This window comes from Sphingomonas jatrophae, from assembly GCF_900113315.1.
GTDB lineage: Bacteria > Pseudomonadota > Alphaproteobacteria > Sphingomonadales > Sphingomonadaceae > Sphingomonas_P > Sphingomonas_P jatrophae.
In genome coordinates this window covers 1,785,369-1,808,814 of record NZ_FOZG01000001.1, presented here as the reverse complement: position 1 = coordinate 1,808,814, position 23,446 = coordinate 1,785,369, and the positions used below count along the sequence as shown (strand labels likewise).

General features: G+C 69.8%; 18 protein-coding genes. 9 read left to right on the top strand and 9 right to left on the bottom strand.

Annotation, left to right across the window (positions count from 1 at the left end):
- The first annotated feature begins 18 nt into the window (after positions 1-18).
- The 3 genes from BM360_RS08450 (at position 19) to BM360_RS08440 (ending at position 5,520) form a co-directional block, all read left to right on the top strand.
- Positions 19-2,364 (top strand): TonB-dependent receptor, encoded by a 2,346-nt coding sequence (locus BM360_RS08450; RefSeq protein WP_093313288.1) that lies wholly within the window; start codon positions 19-21, stop codon positions 2,362-2,364.
- A 2-nt stretch (positions 2,365-2,366) separates the two neighbouring features.
- Entirely contained in the window at positions 2,367-3,947 is a 1,581-nt protein-coding gene (locus tag BM360_RS08445) for an arylsulfatase (protein WP_093313286.1), read from the top strand.
- A 67-nt stretch (positions 3,948-4,014) separates the two neighbouring features.
- Positions 4,015-5,520 carry an FAD-dependent oxidoreductase gene (locus BM360_RS08440; protein WP_242653366.1) on the top strand — a complete coding sequence of 502 codons (1,506 nt, stop codon included), beginning with the start codon at positions 4,015-4,017 and terminating at the stop codon, positions 5,518-5,520.
- A 108-nt stretch (positions 5,521-5,628) separates the two neighbouring features.
- On the opposite strand, the gene BM360_RS08435 is transcribed toward BM360_RS08440, so the two are convergent.
- The 3 genes from BM360_RS08435 to BM360_RS08425 form a co-directional block, all read right to left on the bottom strand.
- A complete protein-coding gene (locus BM360_RS08435) occupies positions 5,629-6,870 on the bottom strand; it encodes an MFS transporter (RefSeq protein ID WP_242653365.1) in 1,242 nt (413 codons plus the stop codon).
- A gap of 107 nt (positions 6,871-6,977) precedes the next feature.
- Positions 6,978-7,775 (bottom strand): helix-turn-helix domain-containing protein, encoded by a 798-nt coding sequence (locus tag BM360_RS08430; RefSeq protein WP_165611252.1) that lies wholly within the window; start codon positions 7,773-7,775, stop codon positions 6,978-6,980.
- Between the two features lie 217 nt (positions 7,776-7,992).
- A complete protein-coding gene (locus BM360_RS08425; protein WP_093313282.1) occupies positions 7,993-8,616 on the bottom strand; it encodes a cysteine hydrolase family protein in 624 nt (207 codons plus the stop codon).
- Positions 8,617-8,790: 174 nt separating this feature from the next.
- Here BM360_RS08425 and BM360_RS08420 point away from each other — a divergent pair, with 174 nt between their 5' ends.
- Together BM360_RS08420 and BM360_RS08415 are read left to right on the top strand one after the other, a co-directional pair.
- Positions 8,791-11,151, top strand: a complete 2,361-nt coding sequence (locus tag BM360_RS08420) for a TonB-dependent receptor (RefSeq protein WP_093313280.1) — start codon at positions 8,791-8,793, stop codon at positions 11,149-11,151.
- Between the two features lie 19 nt (positions 11,152-11,170).
- Positions 11,171-12,046 carry an alpha/beta fold hydrolase gene (locus tag BM360_RS08415; RefSeq protein ID WP_093313278.1) on the top strand — a complete coding sequence of 292 codons (876 nt, stop codon included), beginning with the start codon at positions 11,171-11,173 and terminating at the stop codon, positions 12,044-12,046.
- Between the two features lie 6 nt (positions 12,047-12,052).
- On the opposite strand, the gene BM360_RS08410 is transcribed toward BM360_RS08415, so the two are convergent.
- From BM360_RS08410 to BM360_RS08395, 4 genes are all read right to left on the bottom strand, one after another.
- Positions 12,053-12,859 carry an SDR family NAD(P)-dependent oxidoreductase gene (locus BM360_RS08410; RefSeq protein WP_093313276.1) on the bottom strand — a complete coding sequence of 269 codons (807 nt, stop codon included), beginning with the start codon at positions 12,857-12,859 and terminating at the stop codon, positions 12,053-12,055.
- Positions 12,860-12,894: 35 nt separating this feature from the next.
- Positions 12,895-14,367: a class I adenylate-forming enzyme family protein gene (locus tag BM360_RS08405; protein ID WP_093313274.1), complete on the bottom strand. Its 1,473-nt coding sequence runs from the start codon at positions 14,365-14,367 to the stop codon at positions 12,895-12,897.
- A gap of 2 nt (positions 14,368-14,369) precedes the next feature.
- Positions 14,370-15,557, bottom strand: coding sequence for an amidohydrolase family protein (locus BM360_RS08400; protein ID WP_093313272.1), 1,188 nt, complete (start codon positions 15,555-15,557; stop codon positions 14,370-14,372).
- A gap of 98 nt (positions 15,558-15,655) precedes the next feature.
- Complete coding sequence (locus tag BM360_RS08395; protein ID WP_093313270.1) at positions 15,656-17,734, bottom strand: acyl-CoA dehydrogenase family protein; 2,079 nt, start codon at positions 17,732-17,734, stop codon at positions 15,656-15,658.
- Positions 17,735-17,868: 134 nt separating this feature from the next.
- Between BM360_RS08395 and BM360_RS08390 the strand changes: the two genes are divergently transcribed.
- From BM360_RS08390 to BM360_RS08375, 4 genes are all read left to right on the top strand, one after another.
- Positions 17,869-18,684, top strand: coding sequence for an enoyl-CoA hydratase (locus tag BM360_RS08390; RefSeq protein WP_093313268.1), 816 nt, complete (start codon positions 17,869-17,871; stop codon positions 18,682-18,684).
- Positions 18,681-19,463 carry an enoyl-CoA hydratase-related protein gene (locus BM360_RS08385; RefSeq protein ID WP_093313266.1) on the top strand — a complete coding sequence of 261 codons (783 nt, stop codon included), beginning with the start codon at positions 18,681-18,683 and terminating at the stop codon, positions 19,461-19,463. Before BM360_RS08390 ends, BM360_RS08385 begins: the two co-directional genes overlap by 4 nt.
- Positions 19,464-19,593: 130 nt before the next feature.
- Positions 19,594-20,817: a cytochrome P450 gene (locus tag BM360_RS08380; protein WP_165611251.1), complete on the top strand. Its 1,224-nt coding sequence runs from the start codon at positions 19,594-19,596 to the stop codon at positions 20,815-20,817.
- Complete coding sequence (locus BM360_RS08375; RefSeq protein ID WP_093313262.1) at positions 20,814-22,028, top strand: cytochrome P450; 1,215 nt, start codon at positions 20,814-20,816, stop codon at positions 22,026-22,028. Before BM360_RS08380 ends, BM360_RS08375 begins: the two co-directional genes overlap by 4 nt.
- An 8-nt stretch (positions 22,029-22,036) precedes the next feature.
- Here BM360_RS08375 and BM360_RS08370 read toward each other — a convergent pair whose 3' ends face one another.
- Positions 22,037-22,807 carry an SDR family NAD(P)-dependent oxidoreductase gene (locus tag BM360_RS08370; RefSeq protein ID WP_093313260.1) on the bottom strand — a complete coding sequence of 257 codons (771 nt, stop codon included), beginning with the start codon at positions 22,805-22,807 and terminating at the stop codon, positions 22,037-22,039.
- Positions 22,801-23,412, bottom strand: a complete 612-nt coding sequence (locus BM360_RS08365; RefSeq protein ID WP_093313258.1) for a Rossmann-fold NAD(P)-binding domain-containing protein — start codon at positions 23,410-23,412, stop codon at positions 22,801-22,803. Before BM360_RS08365 ends, BM360_RS08370 begins: the two co-directional genes overlap by 7 nt.
- Positions 23,413-23,446: the final 34 nt, after the last annotated feature.

The following is a 23,446-nucleotide window of genomic DNA, read 5'->3' as shown; positions in this document are numbered from 1 at the left end:
TAGTAGACAAGGGGGAAGATGATGAAGGCACGCGCATCCGGCCCGATCCTGGCGCTCGCCGCGCTCGCCGCACCGGTGAGCGCGCAGGAGACGCCGGCCGCCGCGGCAGAGGCTGCCGACCCGCAGGACATCGTCGTCACCGCGCGCCGCCGCGCCGAGACCGCGCAGAGCGTGCCGATCGCGCTGACCGCGCTCTCCTCCGCGCAGGTGCTCACCCCCGGCGCGATCGGGCTGACGCAGGTGGCGCAGCTCGCCCCCAGCCTGCAGCTGACCGCGACCAATCCGCGCCAGACCAACATCAACATTCGCGGCCTCGGCGCCACGCCCGCTTTTGCCAGCCTCGGCCTCGAATATGGCGTGGGCGTCTATGTCGATCAGGTGCTGCTCAGCCGCCCGGCGCAGACCGCGTTCGACCTCTATGACCTAGAACGGGTCGAGGTGCTGCGCGGGCCGCAGGGCACTTTGTTCGGCAAGAATACCACCGCGGGTGCGATCAACATCACGACGGCCGAGCCTGCCTTTGAGCCGTCGCTGCGCGGCGAGGTGAGCGTCGGCAATTACCGCTCGGTCCAGGCGCGTGCGACGGGCACGACGCCGCTCAGCGACACGGTGGCGCTCCGCGTGACGGTGAGCGACACGGTGCGCGAGCGGGGCTTCCAGACGGTGGAGCCGAGCGGCCGGCGCGTCCACGATCTGCACAGCAAGGGCGCGCGCGCCCAATTGCTGTTCCGCCCGAGCGAGGCGTTCAAGCTGCGCCTGATCGCCGATTACAGCGATCTCGATCAGGAATGTTGCTCCGGCCCGACGACGACGATCCGCACCACGCGGATCGACGGCACGCCGCTGCCGAACAACTTCGTCCAGCGCGTCGCGCGCTTCGGTTATGCGCCGCTGCCGGTCGATCCCTTCGCGCGGCGGCTGGAGACGAACCGGCGGTTCGATGTCGCGATGAAGACCTATGGCGCGACGGGCATCGCCGACTGGGATCTCGGCCCGGCGACGATCACCTCCGTCACCGGCTGGCGCAAGACGAAGTATCGCCCGAACACTGACGGCGACATCATCGGCCTCGACATCTTTGAGAATGCGGGCGTCGACGAGGATCAGAAGCAGTTCAGTGAGGAACTGCGCATCGCCTCCAATGGCCGCAACACGGTCGATTATGTGGCAGGGCTTTATTACTTCCATCAGCGCATCGACGACCGCTTCTTCACCATCTACGGCCGCGATGCCGCGCTGTGGATCCTCGGACCCGCGACGCCGGGCGGCACGACGCCCTCGGCCGCCGGCCAGGCGGCGCTGAACGGCCTGTTCGCCGACGGCAGCGCCACCGCGCGGACGCGCAGCTATGCCGCGTTCGGCGAGGCGACGTGGCACGCCACGCCCACGATCGACCTGACCGGGGGCCTGCGCTACACGCGCGAAAAGAAGGACGGCGCCTTCGCGCAGGTGCAGCGCGGGCCGGCGCTGACGGCCGCACAGATCGCGCTCGGCGCGCAGGCGATCCGCAACAGCTTCGCCCCCAACATCCCGGCGTTCGAGCCCGAGACGACGGAGAACAACCTGTCCGGCCGCGCGACCCTGTCGTGGACGCCGACGGCGGCCATTCTCGCCTACGCCACCTATGCGCGCGGCTTCAAATCGGGCGGGCTCAACCTCAACGCCACCGCCGCGCCCAAGGTGATCGATCCGGAAAAGGTGCGCAGCATCGAGGCCGGCCTGAAGACGCAGCTGTTCGACCGGCGCCTGACGCTCAACCTCGCCGCGTTCGACCAGCGCGTGCGCAATTATCAGAGCCAGCAGATCGATCTGGCGGTGGCGCAGACCGCCTATATCGCCAATGTCGGCACCGTCCGGTCGCGCGGCGTGGAGCTGGACGCGAGCGTGCGGCCGCTCCGCGGCCTCAGCCTGTTCGGATCGGCCGCTTATACGGACGCGACCTATCGCAGCTTCACGGGTGCACCGTGCCCGGTTGAATATCTCGGCCTGCGCACCGTCTGCGACCTTTCCGGACGGCGCCTGCCGGGCGTGTCGAAATGGTCGTTCAGCGGCGGCGGCGAATATGCCGCAGACGTGGGGGCGGAGCGGCAGGCCTATCTGAATGCCGACTGGCAGCATCGCTCCAGCTTCTTCACCAGCTTCAACCTGGCGGCGGACTCGCTGGCGCCGAGCTATGACGTCGTCAATGCGCGCATCGGCCTGCGCGATGCTGCCGCAGGGTGGGATCTGTCCATCTTCGCGCGCAACCTGTTCGACGAGGATTATTACAGCATCATCAACGCCTCGGCCTTCAACACGGGCCAGTCGAGCGCGATCCTGGGCGATCCGCGCACCTATGGCCTGACGCTGCGCTGGACGATCTGAGCATGACGCGACCCAATATCCTGCTGATCGTCGCGGACGATCTCGGCTTCTCCGATCTCGGTGCCTTCGGGGGCGAGATTGCCACGCCGCGGCTCGACGCGTTGGCGCGCGGCGGGCTGCGTTTCACCGACTTCCACTCCGCCCCCGCCTGCTCGCCGACGCGGGCGATGCTGATGACGGGCACCGACCCGCATCTGGCAGGCATCGGCACGATGCTGGAGGTGGCGGCACCGGGCTTTGCCGGCGCGCCGGGCTATGAAGGACACCTCAATGACCGCGTCGTGACGGTGACCGAGCTCCTGCGCGATGCCGGCTGGCACACGCTCTTGTCGGGCAAATGGCATCTCGGCGACACGGCGGAGAGCGTGCCCGCCGCGCGCGGGTTCGAACGCTCCTTCGCGCTGCTGCCCGCGGGATCGAGCCACTTTGCCGGCGAGGGGGCGGACGCCTTTTCCGCGGTGCAGACCGTCTATGAGGAGGATGGCGCGCGCGTCGGGCGGCTGCCGGACGATTTCTACTCGTCCGATTACTTCGCCGAACGGCTGGTCGGCTATCTGAAGGAGCGGCCGCGCGACCGGCCCTTCTTCGCCTATCTGCCCTTCAGCGCACCGCACTGGCCCCTGCAGGCGCCGCGAGAGAGCATCCTGCCCTATCGCGGCCGCTACGATGCCGGGCCCGAGGCGCTGCGCGAGGAGCGGCTGGCGCGGCTGCGCGCCGAAGGGCTGGTGCCCGCGGACGTGCCCGTCCACCCGTTCGTCGGCGGCGAGGCGTGGCACGATCTGTCGCACGAGGACCGCGCCTGGTCGGCCCGCGCGATGGAGGTCTACGCCGGCATGGTCGACCGGATGGACTGGAATGTCGGCCGCGTCATCGATCAGCTGCGCGAGGATGGCGGGCTCAGCGACACGATCATCCTGTTCCTCTCCGACAATGGCGCGGAGGGGGCGATGGTGGAGGCGATGCCGATCGTCGGCGCGCTGATCGAGCGGCAGATCGCCGAGAATTTCGACAACAGCGTCGACAATCTCGGCAATGCCAGCAGCTGCATCTGGTATGGCCCGCGTTGGGCGCAGGCGGCAACCGCACCGTCGCGGCTGCACAAATCCTTCCCGACCGAGGGCGGCATCCGCGTGCCCTTCTTCGTCAGCGGGCCGGGCGTGCGCACCGGCATCAGCCACGCTTTCTCGACTGCGATGGATGTCGCGGCGACGATCCTCGATCTCGCCGGCGTCGCGCACCCGCCCGCATGGGCCGGCCGCGCGGTGGAGCCGATGCGCGGCCGCTCGCTGAGGCGCCACCTGGGGGACGCTGCGGCCGCGATCCACCCGGCGGATGCGGAGACGGGCTGGGAGCTGTTCGGCCGCCGCGCCATCCGGCGGGACCGGTGGAAGGCGGTGTGGCTGCGCACCCCCGAAGGCACTGCCGCCTGGCAGCTCTACGATCTCGCGGCCGATCCGGGCGAGACGCAGGACCGGGCGGCGGACGAGCCGGCGCTGCTCGCCGAGTTGATCGCGGCATGGGGCCGCTATGTCGCGCAGGTCGGCGTGGTGGAGGGGCCGGTCAGCCTGTTCGAGCTCGACTGATCGTAACGCCGCCGACAGAATGCGCACCTGCATAGGCGCGCTGTTGCGCAACTCGTGGTCGTTCGGCATGACAACCCGTGAGAAGCGCCCGGAGGCGCATGAGCGGGAGGATCGAGTGGCGCGTGGAACCCTGCACCGGCCATTGCTGGCCGAGAACGTGCCGGCATGGGATATCGAGTGCGACGTGGCGGTGGTCGGCTTTGGCGCGTCCGGCGCGTGCGCGGCGCTTGAGGCGGCGCGCGCGGGCGCCCGCGTCACCCTGTTCGAGGCCGGATCGGGCAGCGGCGGCGCCTCGGCCCTGTCGGGCGGCGAAATCTATATCGGCGGCGGCACCGACGTGCAGAAAGCGGCGGGCTTCGACGACAGCGTCGAGGCGCTGGCCACCTATCTGAAGATGGCGGGCGGCCCCGATGCGGATGCCGCCAAGTGCGACATGTATGCCGAGAACAGCCTCGCCCACTTCGAATGGCTGAAGGCACAGGGTGTCCCCTACAAGGGCACGTTCGTCCCCGGCAAGATCATCGAGCCGGCCACCGACGACACCTTGATCTGGTCGGGCAGCGAGGAGGCATGGCCCTATTCGGCGAATGCCAAGCCCGCGCCGCGCGGCCACGTCATCCAGTGGGAAGGCTGGGGCGGCGGGCGCAAGCTGGTCGACATCCTCGAGGCGCGCGTGCGCGACGCAGGGGTGGACGTGCGCGTCGATGCCAAGGCGCAGAGCCTGATCGTCGAGGGCGAGCGCGTCGTCGGCTTGGTCGTCAGGATCGACAACCGGCCGGTCCATGTCCGCGCGCATCGCGGCGTCGTGCTCGCGACAGGCGGCTTCGCGATGAACGAGGATATGCTCCGCCGCTATGCGCCCGGCACGATGAAGCTGTCCGACCCGATCGGCGAGAATGACAATGGCTCGGGCATCCTAATGGGCATCGGTGCCGGCGGCGATGCGATCCACATGGACGAATTCTTCACCACCTGCCCATGGATCATGCCGCCCGATTTCGTGAAGGGCATCTTCGTCAACGAGGCGGGCAACCGCTTCATCAACGAGGATTGCTATCACGGCCGCGTCAGCCGGACGATGGTGGACCAGCCGGGCGACAAGGTGTGGCTGCTGGTCGACAATTCGATCTTCAGCCAGCCGATCGAGCTTGCCCGCATCTCGATCGCCGCCGTCGGCGACACGTGGGAGGAGGTGGAGCGCGAGCTCGGCCTGCCCGAGGCGACGCTGGCCGCCACCGTCCACACCTTCAACCGCTATGCCGCGGAGGGGCACGATCCGGTGTTCCGCAAGCATCCGCAGTGGCTCAAACCCCTGACCGAGGGGCCGTTCGCCGCGCTGGAGCTCAATTTCCGCGAGAGTTATTTCTCCTTCTTCACGCTCGGTGGCCTGTCCACGCTGCCGACCGGCCATGTGCTGGATCGCGGGGGCGAGCCGGTGCCCGGCCTGTTCGCCGCGGGGCGGGCGACGTCGGGCCTGCCGCGCTCGGGCCATGGTTACAGTTCGGGCATGAGTCTGGCCGACTGCACCTTCTTCGGCCGGCAGGCGGGGCGGAGCGCGGCGAGCGCGAATTGAGCTAACCCGTTCGCCCTGAGCCTGTCGAAGGGCCGTTCTTCTTCGGAGCGGAGAAAGGGCGATGCTTCGACAAGCTCAGCACGAACGGCAGCAAGGTATGGGCTTCGCTCAGGCGGCGGCAGGCTCGTCCAGCCGCCGCCCGCGCGTTTCGGGCAGCAGCAGCCAGGCGACAGGGATCGCCGCCCACGCCACCGCCCCCAGCGCAGTCGCCGCGGGGCCGATCGCGCCCATTCGCGCGGTCAGCGCGCCGAGCACGAAGGGGGCGATCACCACGCCCCAGCGCGCCAGCAGATTGTGGCACCAGCCATTGGCGGCGGCGCGCAGGTGGGTCGGGAACAGCTCCGAATTGAGCGTGTAGGCGACGACCCACACGCCGATCACCGCCTGGATGCCGAGGAAGGCGCCCGCCACCGTCCACCAGCCGGTCGCGGTGTAGCAGAGCATCGTCAGCGCGCCCAAAGCGCCCATGTAGAGCGTCAGCGTCCAGCGGCGGCCGATCCGGTCCATCAGCCAGCCGGCGCCGGCATAGCCGACGAACGCGCCCATCAGCCCGATCGGTGCGATCAGCGCGAAGTCGGTCGCCGCCCAGCCCCGCTCTTTCACGACGTAGAGCGTGAAGAAGAGGGCGGAGACGGAGCTGGCGAAGTTCACGATCAGCCATAGAAGGGTCATGGTCAGCGCGTTGCGGCGAAGGCCCGGCGCGGTCAGCTGGCGCAGCTCCTCCAGCGCGGACAGGCGCGGAGCGCCCGAGGCACGCGCCGCCAGCCACACGGGCGTCTCGCGCAGCCACGCCCACAGGAAGGGCAGGGTGAGAAGCGGCACCGCGCCGATGACGAACAGCATGCGCCAGCCGAGCGGCGTCTCCAGCGCGGGTGCGAGCAGCAAATAGGGCAGCGCCGCGCCGAAGCTGCCGAATGCGCCGAGCAGGCCGTTGGCGCGCCCGCGCGCGGCCGGCGGCAGCGTCTCGCTGACGATCACGTAGGCGGTGGCGATCTGGGTCACGAGGAAGATGCGCGTGACGAGCTGCACCGCGACATAGCCCGCGACATCCTGCACCAGCACCGTCGCCAGCGATCCGATCGAGAAGGCGGCGGCGCTGAACAGCAGGATCGGGCGCCGGCCGAAGCGATCGCCCAGCCGCACCGTCGCCCAGGCCACAATCGAGCCGAGTGCGATCAGGCTGAGCGCGCGGCCGAGTTCGGGCGGCTCCGCGCCGAACTCCTTGCCGAGATAAGGCAGCACGACGCTGGTCGCGCTGATGTCGAACCCCTCGAACATGACGACGATGGTCAGCAGCGCGATCAGCGCGACGTGGCTGCGCGTGATCCGCTCCGCATTCTGGTCGATCACGCCACTCTCCTGCGCCTTGTGCGTCGATGCTAGCCGCTTCGAGCGCAGCTTCGGCACAAGAACAAGTGGCGCGCGCTAAAGCCCCTGCATCGCCGGAGCGTGGTGGATCAGTGGATCCCGGCGGCGCTGCGTGCGGGCATGCGGTGCAGCGCCTCGCTGTGGCGCGCGATGACGCCGCGCATGGCGGAGGCCATTCGCTTCACGTCACCGTCGCCGGTGAACAAGGTGTCGCCGACGACACCCACCGCATAGGGCGTGACGGCGTGCGGGATATGCAGCGGCACCGCCATGCTGTCGACCGGCGCATAATCGCCGCGGCGGCACATGGCGAAACCCTGCGCCCGCGTCCGCGCGACATGATCGACCAGGCTCTTCATCAGCGCCGGCCCCTTCGGCCCGAGGCCCATCTGCTGCGCGCGGGTGGCCAGCTCCATGATCTCGACGTTGGACTTCTGCGCCAGCATCGCGGCGGCGAAATTGGTGCCCGGGCGCCAGCGATCATGATCGTAGCGGATCACCTCGGTCGGGTAATCCGGCTCCGCCCGCGGCGCGAGCCACGATCCGCGGATCTCCGCCACGCTCTGCACCCAGCAATCGTTCTGCAGCGTCAGATAGACGGTGGCGCCGGTTTCCACGCGCAGGTCGGTCAGCAGATCGTGGATGCAATCGCCGCCGAAAAAGCCATGCTCGATCCCGCGGACGGTCGCGACGAGGCGGTAGGAGGGGGCGTAGCGCTTGGTCACGCGATTATAGCTAAGATAGCCGGAGGCGGCGAGCGTGCGCAGGATCTCGTCCGCGCTGCTGTTCGGGATGCCTAGCGCCTCGCTGATGTCGATGGTGCGCGCGGGCACCGCATGGCCGGTAAAATATTCGATCACGTCCAGCGCGCGGAGGCATGATTTCACGCCGTTGCGCCCGCCGGAACGGGGCGCATTGTCCGCTTGTGGAACCGTTCTGGTTGCCATTTCGGTCCGATCCTCTTCCCACCCGACCGGTCGCTTGCCGATTTGGCCGTACCTTATCGCTGCGCAAAGCGGGCGGCAAGCGACCCGCAAACGGCCGACTCGCCGTTGTTCCGCGCCGTTTTCCGCCAATCCGGAAAGCGCGCGGATCGTGGCCGGATCAATCGCCCTGGCCGCCGCCGACGAGGGCTGCCGCCGCCTCGTCCGCGCTGACGATGCGGGCGATCATGCGCAGCTGCTCGCGGACGATGGTGGCGTGCGTCACCGGGTCGGATGCGGCGATGCAATCCTCCGCCACCAGCACGTGATAGCCGAGATCCGCCGCCGCCATCGCGCAGCCCGTGATCGCGACGTTGGTGGAGACACCCGCCAGCACGACGCGGCCGACGCCCATGCGCCGCAGCACCGCATCGAGCGAAGTGCCGTTGAACGCGATCAGCCCGGAGGAGCGCCCGACGACGATATCCTCCGCTGCCGGCTCAAGCGCGGACACGAACGCCGCCTCCGTGCTGCCGGCCACCATGCGGCGATGCTTGCGCGCCATCGCGCCCAGCAGAGTATTGGCCTGCACGTCGGCGAAGTCGGCCCGGTGGGCGACGGGCGCGTGCACCACCGGCTGGCCGGCAGCGCGGAAGGCGGCGGCGAGCGCGGCGATGCGCGGCACGATCCCGCGCGCCTCCACCTCGTCGATCAGCCCGGCAAAGGCGCCCACGCCGCGTTCGATCACGCCGCGCTGGCATTCGTTCACGATCAGCGCGGTGCGCAGGGCTGGTCCGGTCGCCATTGGCGGTCTCCTCTTGGGCGCTGTCGATGCCCCGGACGGTGGCGGCACGCGGCGTGCTGCGCGGCCGGTTCCGGATATGCGGAACCCCGCCGTCAGGCCGACGCAAAGCGGCCGGTTTTACTAAGCGTGCGGCCCAGCGGCGCCGCAGGAACGGCCCCGCGCCGAGGGAGATTCATGGTGCTGCACAATGCGTCGTTGCTGGTTTCGGCAAGTCTGCTCGCACTTGCGTCGCCGGGGCTGGCGCAGACGGCCGATCCGGCACCGACCGGGGCCGAGGCGATGGCCGCCCCCGCCGCCGACGCCGCGCCCAACAGCGACGCCGCGACGCAGAGCGGGATCGCCGACATCGTCGTCACCGCACGGCGCCGGGCGGAAAGCCTGCAGAACGTGCCGCTGTCCGTCACCGGCATTTCCGCCGCGACGATCGAGCAGCGCGACATCACCAGCGTCGACCGGCTGAACGGCCTCGCCCCCGCCGTCTTCATCACGCCCGCCGCGGGGCCGACCACCAGCGGCGTCGTGTTCAACATCCGCGGCGTCGGCGGATCGGATGCGACGGGCGTGTCCGATTATCCCGTCGCCACCTATGTCGACGGCGTGCTCGTCTCGCGCCCCAATGCGCTGTCGTTCGACCTGGTCGAGCTGGAGCGGATCGAGGTGCTGCGCGGGCCGCAGGGCACCCTGTTCGGCCGCAATACGGTGGGCGGCGCGGTCAACATCTTCACCAAGAAGCCGAACGAGACGTTCGGGATCGAGGAGAAGCTGACCTACGGCACGTTCAACCAGCTGCGCACGCGCACCACGCTGGATACCGGCGTCCTCGGCACGAGCGGCATTTCGGCCAAATTCGCCTATTCGCACGAGCAGCGCGACGGCTACATCAAGAACAGCATCAAGACGAACAGCGCCGATCCGGGTGCGCGCAACGCCGATTCGGTGTTCGCCGCCGTCCATGTCGATGCCGCGCCCGGCTTCACCATCGACCTGAAGGGTGATTACACCAACACGCACAACGCGCCCATCTATCAGCAGCTGGCGGGGATGAACCCGAACCAGCTGGCCTATTTCTCGCAATCGGCAAGCCTCGGCGGCGCGCCGCTCGTCGTTACGGACAAGTTCCTGAAGAACGTCGCCATCGCCGATCAGCCGCGCGGGCGGGGCGAGATCTGGGGCGGCGCGCTGACCATGTCCTACGATCTGAGCGATGCGGTGTCGCTGAAGTCGATCACCGGCTATCGCCGCTTCTCCGAGGATCAGGCGGTCAACAATGCGGCGCAGGGCGCGCTGCTCGGCCGGCTGCTCAACGGCACCGTCGCGCGCGTCTATCTGTTCGACTATCCGGACGAGGTGCTGGCGCGCGACCGCCAGTTCACGCAGGAATTCCAGCTGACCGGCTCCGTGTCGGACTTCAACTATGTCCTCGGCCTGTTCTATTTCGACCAGAGCTATGACAGCTTCACCATCCAACGGCTGACCGCGGTGGTACCGCTGGCAGGCGGCGTGCTGCGCGGCAGCAACGTGGTGACGGTGCGCGATTACACGCAGAAGGCGAAATCCTACGCGGCCTTCGGCCAGGTCTCCTACGAGCCGAGCTTCGTGCCGGGGCTCGAGCTGACCGGGGGCTTGCGCTACACCAAGGACAAGAAGTCGCTGGCGCAGGCCAATTTCTCCAACGGTGTCGCGCAGACGCCGGGTGTCGGCCGCAACGACTGGAGCGACGTCAACTGGCTGGGCTCGGCCAATTACCGCGTCTCGCCGCAACTGCTGCTCTATACGCGTATCTCCAGCGCCTATCGTGCGGGCGGCTTCGATGCGGGCGGGGCGGGCGTGCCCAACAGCTACGATCCGGAGACGGCGGTCGCCTATGAAGCGGGCTTCAAGGCGGACCTGTTCGATCGCCGGCTGCGCTTCAACGCGTCGGTCTATCGCACCGACTACAAGGATCTGCAGATCTCGCAATTCGTCGGCGGTACCAATGGCGGCCGCACGCAGACGGTGAATGCGGGCCGCGCGACCTTCAGCGGCTTCGAGCTGGAGGCGACGGCGCAGCTGACCGACCGCTTCACGCTGAACGGCGCGGTCGGCTATGTGCATCCGAAGTACAAGGAATATCTGTTCGTCAATCCGGCCAACAACCAGATCATCGACGTGGCGGACGAGGTGCATCTGGCGCACGTCCCCAAGACGACGTGGAATGCCGGCGCCGGCTGGGATGCGGCGGAGTTCGGCGAGGCAAAGCTTAACCTGCGGGTCGACTATGCCTATCAGAGCGGAACCTACCTGTTCCCGCTCGACCGGGTGAATCCGTTCAACGAGCTGATCCGCCGCAACGCCTGGCACACGCTGGGCGCGCGCGCCACGTTGTCGGAGATAGCGATCGGCGATGATCTGAAGCTGACCTTGCAGGTGTTCGGCGACAATCTGCTGGACGAGAAGCAGCGCGTCAGCGGCGTCGATTTCGGTGCGCTCGGCTTTTCCACCATCGCGTGGGGGCCGGATCGCCGGTTCGGCGTCACCGCGACGGTGCGGTACTGAGCGGCGGCAGGCCGAGGTGATGGACGAGCGCCCCGGCCCCGCCTCGTTTGGCTTCGTCTCGCAGCGGCAGCGGCTGAGCTATGTCGACTGGGGCAACGCGGCCGCGCCGACATTGCTGCTCGTCCATGGCAGCCGCGACCATGCACGCAGCTGGGACTGGACCGCCGAGGCGCTGCGGGCCGACTGGCATGTCGTCGCGCTCGATCTGCGCGGCCATGGCGACAGCGCCTGGTCGCCCGAGGGCCGCTACGATTTCGCCACCTATCTCTACGATCTGGCGCAGCTCGTCCGCCAATTGGGGGACAGGCCGCTGGCGATGGTCGGCCACTCGCTTGGCGCGCATATCGCGCTGCGCTTCGCAGGGCTCTATCCGGACAAGGTGTCGCGGCTGGTGGCGGTGGAGGCGGTGGGCGCGCCGCCCCGCGTCGATGCGCCGACCGATGCGACGCCCGCCGACGTGCGGATGCGCCTGTGGATCGAGCAGAAGCGGGATGCCGCCGCGCGCGCGCCCAGGCTCTATGACGATCTGGCGGAGGCGGCGGCGCGCATGATCGCGGAAAATCCGCGTCTCTCACCCGAACGGGCGCAGCACCTCACCCGGCACGGCGCGGTGCGCAGCGAGGATGGGCGCTGGAGCTGGAAGTTCGACAATCTGCTGCGCGTCTGGCCCTATCCCGACATGCCGGAGGCGGCGGTGGAGGCGCTGTGGCGCGCCATCACCTGCCCCGTGCTGCTGGTCCACGGGCAGGAAAGCTGGCCGTCCGACGTGCCCGGCCGCCTGCGCGCGGCGCTGCCCGCCGCGCGGCACCTGGAGATGGCGGGCGCAGGCCACTGGCCCCACCACGACCGCTTCGACGCGTTCGTGGGCGAAGTGATGCGCTTCCTCTCCGCCTGAGCGCCCCTATTCGTTGCTCTTCTTCACCGCCATCACGCGCGGATCGAACAGATTGGCCGCCATCCAGCCGCCATCGACGAACACGGTATGGCCCGTGACATAGCCCGCCAGTTTGGACGCGAGGAACAGCACCGCGCCCGCCACCTCGTCCGTCGTGCCGGCACGGCCGATCGGCAGCACGCTCGCCTCCATCAGTGCGCGCGACTGGTCCGTCTCGGGCAGGCGCGGCGTGGTGATGCTGCCGGGCGCCACCGCATTGACGCGGATGCCGCTGCGGCCCCATTCCCCCGCCATCGACTTGACGAGGTGCATCAGCCCCGCCTTGGCCGCACCGTAGGCGGCATGGCCCGGCGCCCCGATCGCACCATCGACCGAGCCGACGCAGACGAGCGCACCGCCCTGACCCCGCGCGATCATCGCCGCCGCCACCGCGCGCGCGGTGACGAAGAAATAGCGCAGGTTGCGCGACTGGTCGAAATCCCACTCCTCCAGCGTCACGTCGAGCAGCGGCTTGAACAACGCCTGGCCGACGATTGTCACCAGCACGTCGATCCCGCCGAGCGCCGCCTCCGCCTCGTCCACCGCGCGGCGGACGGACGCTTCGTCGAGGATGTCGGCGACGATGGGGAAGCCCTGCCGCCCGCAGCCGCGCACCGCATCGGCGACATGGCCCGCGCGGCCCGCGTCATTGTCGAGCACCGCGACATCGCAGCCCGCCTGCGCCAGCAGCAGCGCGCTCGATTCACCCATGCCGCGGCCACCGCCGACGATCAGCGCCTTCTTGCCGTCCAGGCCGAACAGGGATGCCGTCATTCTTCGTCCTTTCAGGGGAGGAGCAGCGGCGCCGATCAGGCCGCCACGCGCTCGAACAGCTTGCGCACGTCGGTGAGACTCACCTTCAGCGAGGGGGTGCGCGGCAGCGCATCGACGATGCGCAGCTCCGTCGGCACCTGCATCGCGGGCAGCCGCTCGCGCAGATAGTCCATCAGCGCGGCCTCGTCGGTCTGCGGCGGACCCGGCACCAGCTCCACCGCCGCGACGGGCACCGCGCCGAGCCGGGCATCGTCGATGCCGATGACGGAGGCATCCGCCACCGCCGGGTGCGCCCGCAGCGCATCGACGACGCGCTCGGGCAGCACCTTGAAGCCGCCGCGCACGATCGCGCCGTCCGCGCGGCCGCGGTGGAAGACGAAGCCATCATCGTCGATCATGACGAGATCGGTGGTGCGCACCCAATCGGGCCGGACCGCGGGGCAATGTACCTCCAGCAGCCCGTCCTTCCCCGGCGGCTGGATCTCGCCCGTGTCCGGATCGACCGTGCGCAGCTCGACGCCCGGCATCGCCTTGCCCGTGCTGCCGCGCTTGGCGCTGCCCGCTCGCTCGCGCATCTCGGGCGTCCAGCGGACGATGGTGCCGCAGAATTCGGTCGCGCCCATGCCCCACAGGATGGTCGCGCCGTAGCGCTGCTCGAACCGCTCCTGCACGTCCGGGTCGAGATAGGCGGAGCCGCCCGACACGCTCTTGATGCTCGCCATGTCCTCGGGCGGCACGTTCGCATCGAGGATCATGCTGATCGCGGTCGGCGGCAGGCCGATCGTGGGCGGGCGGTGACGGCGGATCGCCTCCACCAGTTCCTCCACCGAAAAGCGGTCGAACAGGACGAGCGGCGTGCCCGTCGCCGCCGCGGCGGTGAGCAGGCACATGCCGCCGACGCCGCCCAGCGGCCAGACGTTGATCTGCACCGGCGGCACCGATCCCGCCTCTCCCCCCGGCGCGCTCAGCACCGCGCGCTCCAGGATGGCGAGCGGCATGGCGATGCGCTTGGGCGGGCCGGTGGTGCCGCTGGAGAGCACCTCGACGCCGCCATGATCCTCACCCACCGGCGCACGGCGGGTCCGCTCCAGCCCCTCCACGAACTGGGGCGGCGTGCGTACGTCGGCGCCGAGCGCGATGCCGGCGCCGCCATTCGCCTCGACCGCGGCGCGCAGCTTCGGCCAGTCGGCCATGTCGGCGACGATCGCCGCGGCGCCCAGCGCCTCGATCTGCTTCGCCAGCTCGGCCTCGGGCAGGAAGGGATAAAGGAAGCTGACCGCGCGGCGATGCGCCAGCAGACCGATCACCGCCGCGGCATGCGCCGCGCGGTTGCGGATGATCACGCCGATCCGCGCGTCGGGCGCGCAGCCCGCCGCATCGAGCAGCGCGCCGACCTGGTCGCCATAGGCCGCCACCTCGCCCCAGCTGGTCCACGCACCGGCATATTCGATGGCCGGCCCGTCCGCCTTGGTCCGCAGCGTCTCCGCGACGCGGTCGATCACGTCCATGCTCAATCCCGCACGCCTTCCAGCAGACCCTTGAGGTTCGCCGACATGATGCGCTCCTTCGCCGCCATGTCGAAAGAGGTCATTTCCTTGAGGAAGTCGAGCGGGCGCTCGGTGCCTTCGGGATGCGGATAATCGCTGCCGAACAGGATGCGGTTAACCTGCATGTGGCGCGCCAGCTCCTCGAACGAATCCTCGACGAAGGGCGCCACGAAGACGTTGCGGTGGAATGCCTCCACCGGATCGCGCGCGAACTTGTGCGGCATCTGGCCGTAGACGTGCTGCAGCGTCTCGATCAGCGGGATGACCCACTTGGCGCCATTCTCGACGCTGACGATGCGGAGCTGCGGAAACCGGTCGAACACGCCGCCGCAGATGATCGCGGCGATCGTGTCGGAGATCGCCCGCTCGATGATGCGCAGGCAGTTGATGAACGGATCGGATTCGAACGGCAGCCATTCCGCGCCGCCCGTCCACATCGTGATCAGATTGTCATAGTCCGAGTTGGAGGCGTGGATCGAGACGAAGATCCCCGCTTCCTGAATGCGCGCCCAGAAAGGATCGAAATCCTTCAGCCCCATCGAGCGCCCGCCGCGATAGCCGGGCACGGGGGAGGGACGGATGCAGATGGTGCGCGCGCCTTCCTTGATCAGCCAGTCCGTCTCGGCGACCGCGCGGTCGATGTCGGCGAGCGACACGACGGGCACGGCGAACAGCCGCCCCTCGCGGGCAAAGCCCCATTCCTCCGCGGTCCACTGGTTGAGCGCGTGCAGCGTGTCGTTGAGGAAGTCGTGATTGTAGGACAGCCACTTCTCGATGACCGAGAAGAGCGTCGGGAAGACGAGCGCGGCGTGGACCTGATGCTCGTCCAGCACCGCGATCCGCTCATCGCCATAGCGCCACGAGCGGGGCGGCGCGACGGGCTTGCCCGTCATCTGCCGCATGCTCAACCCCTCGGGGTTGTTGCCCTTGTAGTAATTGACGTGCGTGCCGGGGCCGGCGACCCGCTCGAACGTGGGATTGGGGATATAGTCCGAAATCTGCCCGTTGATCGCCAGCCGCTTGCGGCCGTCCACCTCGACGAAGCGGAAATCCTTGTGCCACTTCTTCGGCAGGTGGCGGAACAGCGCGTCCTCGGGCTCGTAGAAATGGTTGTCCGCGTCGTAGACGGGGAAGGGCAGGGCGGTGTCCATGATGTGTCTCTTCGCGTTGGTTGCCGCCGTTCTTGGGGGCGGGCCGCGGAGGGTCAACGCCGGCCGGGTCGCTTCCGGCTACGTGGAACGCCCCTCCGTCAGGTGGAGCGCGGCAGGCCCAGCGCGTGCTGCGCGATGATCGTGCGGTGCACCTCGCTGGTGCCGCCATAGATGGTCTGCCCGATCGACTGGCGGTGGAATTCCTCGATCTCCGCCAGTGCCGCCGTCGCATGGGTGAGCGAGGCGGGGGCGGTCAGCGCGACCAGATCGGCGGCATCCGCCATGTAGCTTTCGGTGGCGAACAGCTTGGCCATCGGCCCGCCCGCGCGGGTCAGCGTGCCCGCCTCGCCCGCCTTGGTTGCGCGGCGGCAGAGCAGGTCCGCCAGCGACAGATGCGTCGCCACCTTCGCCAGCCGCGCGCGCACCGCGCGGTTGTCAATCGGGCGGGCATTGCCCTCCGGCGCGAACGCCCAGTCGAGCGCCGCTTCCATCAGGCTGTGATGGTGGATGTGATAGCCTTCGCCGCCATGCTCGATCTCCATCGCGGCGGCCATGACCTTGAGGCCGCCGTCCACTTCGCCCAGGCGGTAGCGGTCGGGGATGCGCACTTCGTCGTAGAAGGTGATGTTGGTCCGCTCGTCCTGCAGCGTGTGGACGGGCTGGATGGAGACGCCGGGCAGATCCATCGGCACGAAGAAGATGGTCAGCCCCTTGTGCTTGGGCTTGTCCGCATCGGTGCGCGCGATCAGCAGGACGTAGCTGGACAGGTGCGCGCCCGTCGTGAACATCTTCTGGCCGGTGATGATCCAGTCGTCGCCGTCGCGCACCGCGCGGGTGCGCGCGCCATACATGTCCGATCCCGATTCCGGCTCGGTGAAGCCGAGGCAGGAGAGCGCGTCGCCGCAGGCCAGCCGCGGCAGCACCTCGTCCTGCAGCTCGGGCGAGCCGAACTTCATTACCATCCGCGCGCCCATGTTGGTGCAGCCGATCGGCACGCGGGTCCAGCGATTCTCCTCGAACACGCGTCCGAGCGCGGTGATCTCCATCGCGCTGCGGCCCTCGCCGCCCCACTGCGCCGGCCAGTCGGGATAGGCGAAGCCGGCGGCGGCAAGCTCCTTGTGGAAGGCGGGATCGTGGCCGTCGGTGCCGTGATGCGCCTTGGCCTTCAGCTCGGGCGTCATCGCGCGGGCGAAGAAGGCGCGCACCTCCGCCGCATAGGCCTCCGCCTTGGCGCCGAAGCCGAGATCGATGCCCGGCTCGCCCGCTTCCGGCAGCGCAGTGGTGGCGCCGCCCCACAGCCGGTCCCCGACCAGCGCCAGCCGTCCCTCCGGATCGCCGTCGGTGAGGGCGACCCGGTTGATCGCGAGGAAATAGAGGTGGATGTCATATTCGATCGACAGGCCGTAGCCGCCGAAGGTGCGGAGCGACCGGCGCACCGCGGTGCGCGCCGCCGTCGCCAGCCACCAATCCGCCATGGCGACGGTCGAGGCGGCATCGTCCCGCCCCGCGGCGATCGCCCAGACGGCGCGCCACACCAGCAGGCGCCCGGCCTCGATGTCGGTGATCGCATCGGCGAGCGGCAGCGCGACGCCCTGGAAGGAGCCGATCGGCCGGTCGAACTGCTTGCGCTCGGTGGCGTAGGCCGCGGCAAGCTCGATCGCCTGCGTCGCCGCGCCGACCAGCCAGGCCGCGCGCAGCAGGGTGCGCTCCGCCTGCGCCGCCTCGAACGAAGCGCGCGCCTCCTCCGCCAGCGTCACCTCGCTACCGTCTGTGGCGCGCAGCATCACCGCCTCGCCCGCCAGCATCAGCCGGTCCACCTGCGGCTCGGCAAAGGCGAGCGGCTGCTGCGCCAGCGCCGCCAGCCGCGCCGCCGCCGCCTCGCCGCCCAGCGCCCCGAGCAGCCGGGCCGCGGCGATGCCGTCCGCCAGCGGGATGGGCGCGGCCGCGCGGCCCGCCGCCTCGCACACCAGCACCGCCTCCATCAGCCCGGTGCCGAGGCCCCCCTCCGCCTCGCCGACGCGCATCGTCAGGAAACCGGCCTCGGCCGCCGCCTGCCACAGCGTGCCGGACACGCCGCCGCCGACCCGGCGCGCCTCCGCCAGCGTATCCGCCTGGCGGAAGAAGCGTTCCGCCGTGTCCGCCATCAGGCGCTGTTCGTCGGTGAGATCCAGGTTCATGGGCGCGGGCTTCGGGCGGGGCGCCGCGGCTTGTCAATTTGGCCGCCTGCGCTTTCCGACCATGCGGAAGGCCGGCGGTGGCGCGTGGCGGTGGGGCCTGCCGCGGCGCAGGCCGGAGACCAGGGAGAGAGCGAGTGGCAGACTATATCCTCTATGCGGTGGAGAACCGCGTCGCGACGATCACGCTGAACCGGCCGGAGGCGCGCAACGCGCAGAACCAGCAATTCCTCGAGGAGCTGAACGCCGCATGGGAACGCGCGGCCGAGGACGAGGAGGTCCGCGTCATCCTGCTGCGCGCGGAGGGCCCGCATTTCTCCGCCGGCCACGATGTCAGCCCCGAGGCGATCGCCACCGGCGCATTCCAGCGCATCGAACAGACCATCCCGGAGCGCGGCCTGCTCGGCATCCATGAGTGGGAGGCGAAATTCTATCTCGGCTTCTCCAGGCGCTGGCGCGACATTCCGAAGCCGTCCATCGCCGCGGTGCAGGGCGCGTGCATCGCAGGCGGGCTGCTGCTCGCCTGGCCGTGCGACCTGATCATCGCGGCGGACAATGCCCGCTTCTCCGATCCCGTTGTGATGATGGGCATTGGCGGTGTCGAATATCACGGCCACACGTGGGAACTGGGCCCGCGCAAGGCCAAGGAGCTGCTGTTCACCGCCCGCCCGATCGACGCGCACGAGGCGGAGCGGCGCGGCATGGTCAACCGCGTCGTGCCGCTGGCCGAGCTTGAGGCGGAGGCGCGCAAGCTGGCGGGCGAGATCGCGCAGATGCACCCCCATGCGCTCGCCATGGCCAAGCGCGCGGTCAATCAGACGATGGACATCATGGGCCAGCAGGCGGCGCTGCAGAGCTGCTTCGACATCCACCAGCTCGGCCACGCCTCCGCTTATGCGCAGACGGGGCAGTGGGTGGTCGCTGGCATGTCCGCGATCAAGGGGCGGTCATGAGCGTCCGCCGCGAAGTCGCGGATGGCGTCGCGACGATCACGCTCGACCGGCCGGATCGGCTGAACGCGCTGACCGAGGAGATGCTGGAGGCGCTGCTCGCCGCATTGCAGGCGGCATCGACGGACGGGGCGGTGCGCTGCGTCGTGCTGGCGGGCGCGGGGCGCGGCTTCTGCGCGGGCTATGACCTGTCGGGCAGCGGCGATCCGGATCGCGAATGGCGTGCGGACGAGGCGGCAGCGCAGATGATGCTGCACGCGCAGGTGCCGATGCTGCTGAAGCGGATGCCCAAGCCCACCATCGCCGCCATCCGCGGCCCGTGCGCCGGCAGCGGCATGGTGCTGGCCGCCGCGTGCGACCTGCGCGTCGCCTCCCTCAGCGCGCGCTTCAAGCTCGCCTTCGCCAGCGCCGGCCGCTGCGGCGATCCGGGCGGCAGCTATCTGCTCACCCAACTGGTCGGCCCGGCGCAGGCACGCGCTTTGTTCCTGCTCGACGACAAGATCGATGCGGAGCGTGCGCTCGCGATCGGCCTCGTCACGCAACTGGTGGCGGACGAGGCGCTCGACGCCGAGGTCGCCGCGCTGGCAGGCCGCCTCGCGCAGGGGCCGACCGCGGCCTATGCCGCGATGAAGCGCAACCTCAACGCCGCGGAGACCTGCGCGTTCGAGGAGGCGATGGCGAGCGAGGCGGCGGCCAATGCGGGTCTCAGCCTGTCGCACGACGGCAAGGAGGCCGCGCGCGCCTTCATGGAGAAGCGCCCGCCGCACTTCCGCGGCTACTGACCCGCCGCGCGGAAATCGCGCTTTTTCCGAACTGCCGGAACGCTTCAGGGTTCGGCAGGCGGCATGCCCTGCCTATGACTTGGGGCTTGAGGCAGGCGTAGCAGCGCCGCCGGGCAGGAGAGGCACCGCGATGGCCGAGACGGCGCTGGCGCAGGATATGGCGGACGCGGATGCGTTCGACTTCGACCCGTTCGATCCCCGCTGGTATGAGGATCCCTTCGCCGCCTACCGCGTGCTCAGGCGCGATCATCCCGTCTATCGCCATGCCACGCCGCAGGGGCGCCTGTGGCCGCATTACTGGATGCTCAGCCGCGCCGCCGACGTCGACATGGCACTGAAGGACTGGCGGCGCTTCTCCTCTGCCAAGGGCACGCTGATAGATACCGACATCAGCCTCATTCCGCCCAACATCTTCAACATGGACCCGCCGCGCCACGACGAGCTGCGCGCGATCCTCTCGCGCATCCTCACCCCCCGCCGCATCGCCGATCTGGAGCCCGCCGTCGCCCGCGCCGCCCGCGACATCCTGGACGAGCGGGTGCAGGACGGCCGCCTCGACGTCGCGACCGATTTCGCCCAGCTGATCCCGACGCTCACCATGTGCTCGCTGATGGACCTGCCCGTGGCGGACCGCGCGCGCTTCCTGCGCTGGAACATGGATACGCTGGCCGGCAACGATTTCACCAGCCCCGCAGCCCTCGCCGCCTATGGCGAGATGGACGCTTACTGGAAGCAGCTGGTGGCCGAGCGCCGCCGCCACCGCGGGGCCGATCTGATCTCCGAGATCCTCCATCACGACAAAGCGGGCGTGGAGCTGAGCGATGCGGAGATTGCCGGCTTCTGCTCGCTGCTCCACGATGCGTCGCAGAATACGACCATGAACATGATCGCCAATGCCGCGCTCGCGCTCGGCCGCTGGCCGGTGGAGCGGCGCAAGCTGGTCGCCGATCCGTCGCGCTGGCCTGCGGCGCTGGAGGAGCTGATGCGCTTCGTCTCGCCCGTGCAAGGGCTGGCGCGCACCACCACATGCGATGTCACGCTGCACGGCGTCACCATCCCGGCGGGTGATCAGGTGCTGATTCTCTACGGCGCGGCCAACCATGACGAGACGGTGTTCGACCATCCCGAACGGCTCGATCTCGATCGCCCGCGCGTCAAGACGCACTGGAGCTTCGGCCAGGGCATCCACACCTGCCTCGGCGCCGCCGTCGCCCGGCTGGAGACGCGCGTGGCGCTCACCGCCTTGCTGGACGTCATGCCCGATTACGAGGTCGACGAGGCGGGGGTGGTGCGCAACCAGCTGGTGCCGACCCGCGGCCTCGCCGCCGCCCCGATCCGGAGGTTGCAGGCATGACGGTGCCGCCGGTCGATACCGACTTCGCCTTCAGCCCGCAGGATCCGGCGAAAGCCAAGGATTTCGCGCTGATGGACCGCATCCGCGCTGCGCGCCCCGTCTGCCGCCCCGCCGAGAACCTCGTGCTGACGACGCGCTGGCGCGACACGCGCGACGCCTTTCGCGACATCGCCCGCTACTCCTCGGTCGGCGACATGCGCGCGCCGGGCGTCACCGTGCCGGTGGAGGAGAGCTTCCTTGGCGAGCTGGACGCGCCGCTCCACCCGCGCATCCGCCGCATCCTGATGCGCGGCTTCACGCTGAAGGCGGGCGGCGCCGCCGAGCCGTGGACGCGCGCCAATGTGCGCCGCCGGCTGGAGCGGTTCGCCCAAGCGGGCGGGGGCGACCTGATGACCGCGCTCGCCATCCCGCTGCCGGGCTCCGTCTCTGCCCACGCCATGGGCGTGCCGGACGAACTGCACGATCAGGCGATGGCATGGTGCAACGAGCTGCTGCACAGCACATGGCCGTCGCACGGCCGCACCGAACGGGGCGACGGCATTGCCGGCGCCTTTCCCGAATTCGCCGCGATGCTCGATGCGCTGATCGCCGAGCGCGAGGTGGCGGGGCCGGGCGGGGCGGACGACCTGCTCGCCACGATGGTCCATGCGCGGGACGAGGATGGCTGGCGGATCGGCGCGCATCATGTCCGCACGCTGATGGTGAACATCCTGTCGGGCTCGCTGTCGGCCAGCTACATGCTCGGCAACCTCGCCTACCGCTTCGTCGCGGACGAGGCCTTCCAGCAGAGCTTGCGCGACGATCCCGCGCTGATCCCCGCCGCGGTCGAGGAGTCGCTGCGCTTCGAGCCGCCGGTCGCCTTCCTGTTCCGCACCGCGCGCGAGGATGGCGCGATCGGCGGCTGCCCGGTGCACAAGGGCGAGCATCTGATGCTGGGCATCCACGCGGCGAACCGCGATCCGGACGTGTTCGACGATCCCGGCAGCTTCCGGCTGGACCGGAGCAATGGCGATGCGCACCTCTCCTTCGGCTTCGGCGCGCATCTGTGCACGGGCAATCACCTGACGCGCATGATCGGCCGCGTCGTGCTGGAGGAACTGATCGCGCGCTTCCCGCCCGGCGGCCTCGCCCTCGCGCCCGGCTTTGAGTGGCGCTGCGTCGCGCATCACCTCGAATATGGGCCGGAAACGCTCGACCTCGTCGTGCGGTGAGCCGGCCCTCAGGTCACCGGGCAGGCGCCGCCATCCGCCATCAACGTGTGGCCAGTGACATAGGCGCTCTCGCGCGACAGCAGGAAGCGCGCGGCGCCGCCGATATCGCGCACCGGATCGCCCAGCCGGCCGAGCGGATTGCGGCCCATCACGCGCTTCTCCATCTCCGGATCGTGCGCAAAGGCGGTCACCAGCGCGGGTGTCGTGGCGAGCGGGGCGAGGCCGTTGACGCGCACGCCCTCGGGCCCCCACTCGCGCGCCAGCGCACGCAGGAAGCCGCGCTGCGCCGCCTTCACCCCGGCATAGACGGGCAGGCCCGCCTTGCCCTCGAACCCCGCCTCGGAGGTCAGCACCAGCAGGGCGCCTCCCGTCGCCTTCAGGTGCGGAAAGGCGTGGCGGGCGAGCAGCCAGGCGCCGCGGACGCCGACGGCAATCTGATCCTCCATGTCCGCCACGCCGTAGCTGGCAAGCGGCCCGTGCTTCGTCGCGGAGAGGCCGCTCGTCGCATTGTGGACCGCGCCGTCCAGCTGCCCGTCGCGCGCGATCACCGCGGCGATGGCGGCCTGCACCGAGGCGTCGTCCCCCGCATCGCACGCGACGAAGCGGCCCGCGCCGCCCGCCGCCGTCACCTCGTCCGCCACCGCCTCGCCCTCGGCGGCGCGCCGGGCGGCGATCCACACCGTCCAGCCGGCCTGGCCGCAGGCGATGGCGATGCCGCGGCCGACGCCGCCGCTCGCTCCCGTCACGAGGACGACGTGACTGTCCGTGCCGCTCACCATGACCGCCCCCGATCCGCCGGAAATACATGCCCGCTGAAATGTGCCGCGTGCGGCGAGAGAAGCAGACGGATGCTCTCCAGCACGTCCCCCTCGAACGTGCCCGGAAAGCCGGCGAGCGGTGGTGGGGGCAGCACAGGCGGCTTGCGCATCAGCCGGAAGGGCGTCGAGACGGTGTTCGCCCGCACGCCGCGCTTCCCCTCGGATAGAGCGAGCGAGCGGACCAAGGCGGCGACGCCCTCGGCCACGCCCGCCTCAGGCGCCATGCCTGCCGCGTCGAGCGCGGGCACCTCGTCCACCACCGCGAGGATCGCGCCACCGTCCGCGCACAGCGCCGCGGCGCCGCCCAGCGCCACCATCCAGTCGAGCAGCGGACCGTCGCTCCGCGCCGCCCATGTCGCGGGATCGAGCACGACGGCGGGCTCGGGCGGGTGGAGCGGGTGGAACAGCGCGACGATCACCGTCGCCGCGGGCGGTTCGGGATCCAGCGCAGCCCGCCAGCCGGCCGCGCCGCCCGGCTCCAGCGTCACCATCCGCGCCTCCAGCGCGTCGGCGATGCCGCGCGTTTCGGGCGCGCCCGTGCCGATGACCAGGATGTCGTGCTCCATCCGCCTCTCCATCATCCGCGTCGCTTGCGCGGCT

Bases quoted from the DNA above. Each gene is read 5' to 3' on its own strand.
- BM360_RS08405 (WP_093313274.1), bottom strand. From the start codon at position 14,367: ATGGACGTGATCGACCGCGTCGCGGAGACGCTGCGGACCAAGGCGGAC.
- BM360_RS08395 (WP_093313270.1), bottom strand. From the start codon at position 17,734: ATGAACCTGGATCTCACCGACGAACAGCGCCTGATGGCGGACACGGCG.
- BM360_RS08440 (WP_242653366.1), top strand. From the start codon at position 4,015: ATGACAACCCGTGAGAAGCGCCCGGAGGCGCATGAGCGGGAGGATCGA.
- BM360_RS08365 (WP_093313258.1), bottom strand. From the start codon at position 23,412: ATGGAGCACGACATCCTGGTCATCGGCACGGGCGCGCCCGAAACGCGC.
- BM360_RS08415 (WP_093313278.1), top strand. From the start codon at position 11,171: ATGGACGAGCGCCCCGGCCCCGCCTCGTTTGGCTTCGTCTCGCAGCGG.
- BM360_RS08385 (WP_093313266.1), top strand. From the start codon at position 18,681: ATGAGCGTCCGCCGCGAAGTCGCGGATGGCGTCGCGACGATCACGCTC.
- BM360_RS08370 (WP_093313260.1), bottom strand. From the start codon at position 22,807: ATGGTGAGCGGCACGGACAGTCACGTCGTCCTCGTGACGGGAGCGAGC.
- BM360_RS08410 (WP_093313276.1), bottom strand. From the start codon at position 12,859: ATGACGGCATCCCTGTTCGGCCTGGACGGCAAGAAGGCGCTGATCGTC.
- BM360_RS08400 (WP_093313272.1), bottom strand. From the start codon at position 15,557: ATGGACACCGCCCTGCCCTTCCCCGTCTACGACGCGGACAACCATTTC.
- BM360_RS08450 (WP_093313288.1), top strand. From the start codon at position 19: ATGATGAAGGCACGCGCATCCGGCCCGATCCTGGCGCTCGCCGCGCTC.
- BM360_RS08380 (WP_165611251.1), top strand. From the start codon at position 19,594: ATGGCCGAGACGGCGCTGGCGCAGGATATGGCGGACGCGGATGCGTTC.
- BM360_RS08445 (WP_093313286.1), top strand. From the start codon at position 2,367: ATGACGCGACCCAATATCCTGCTGATCGTCGCGGACGATCTCGGCTTC.
- BM360_RS08375 (WP_093313262.1), top strand. From the start codon at position 20,814: ATGACGGTGCCGCCGGTCGATACCGACTTCGCCTTCAGCCCGCAGGAT.
- BM360_RS08420 (WP_093313280.1), top strand. From the start codon at position 8,791: ATGGTGCTGCACAATGCGTCGTTGCTGGTTTCGGCAAGTCTGCTCGCA.
- BM360_RS08425 (WP_093313282.1), bottom strand. From the start codon at position 8,616: ATGGCGACCGGACCAGCCCTGCGCACCGCGCTGATCGTGAACGAATGC.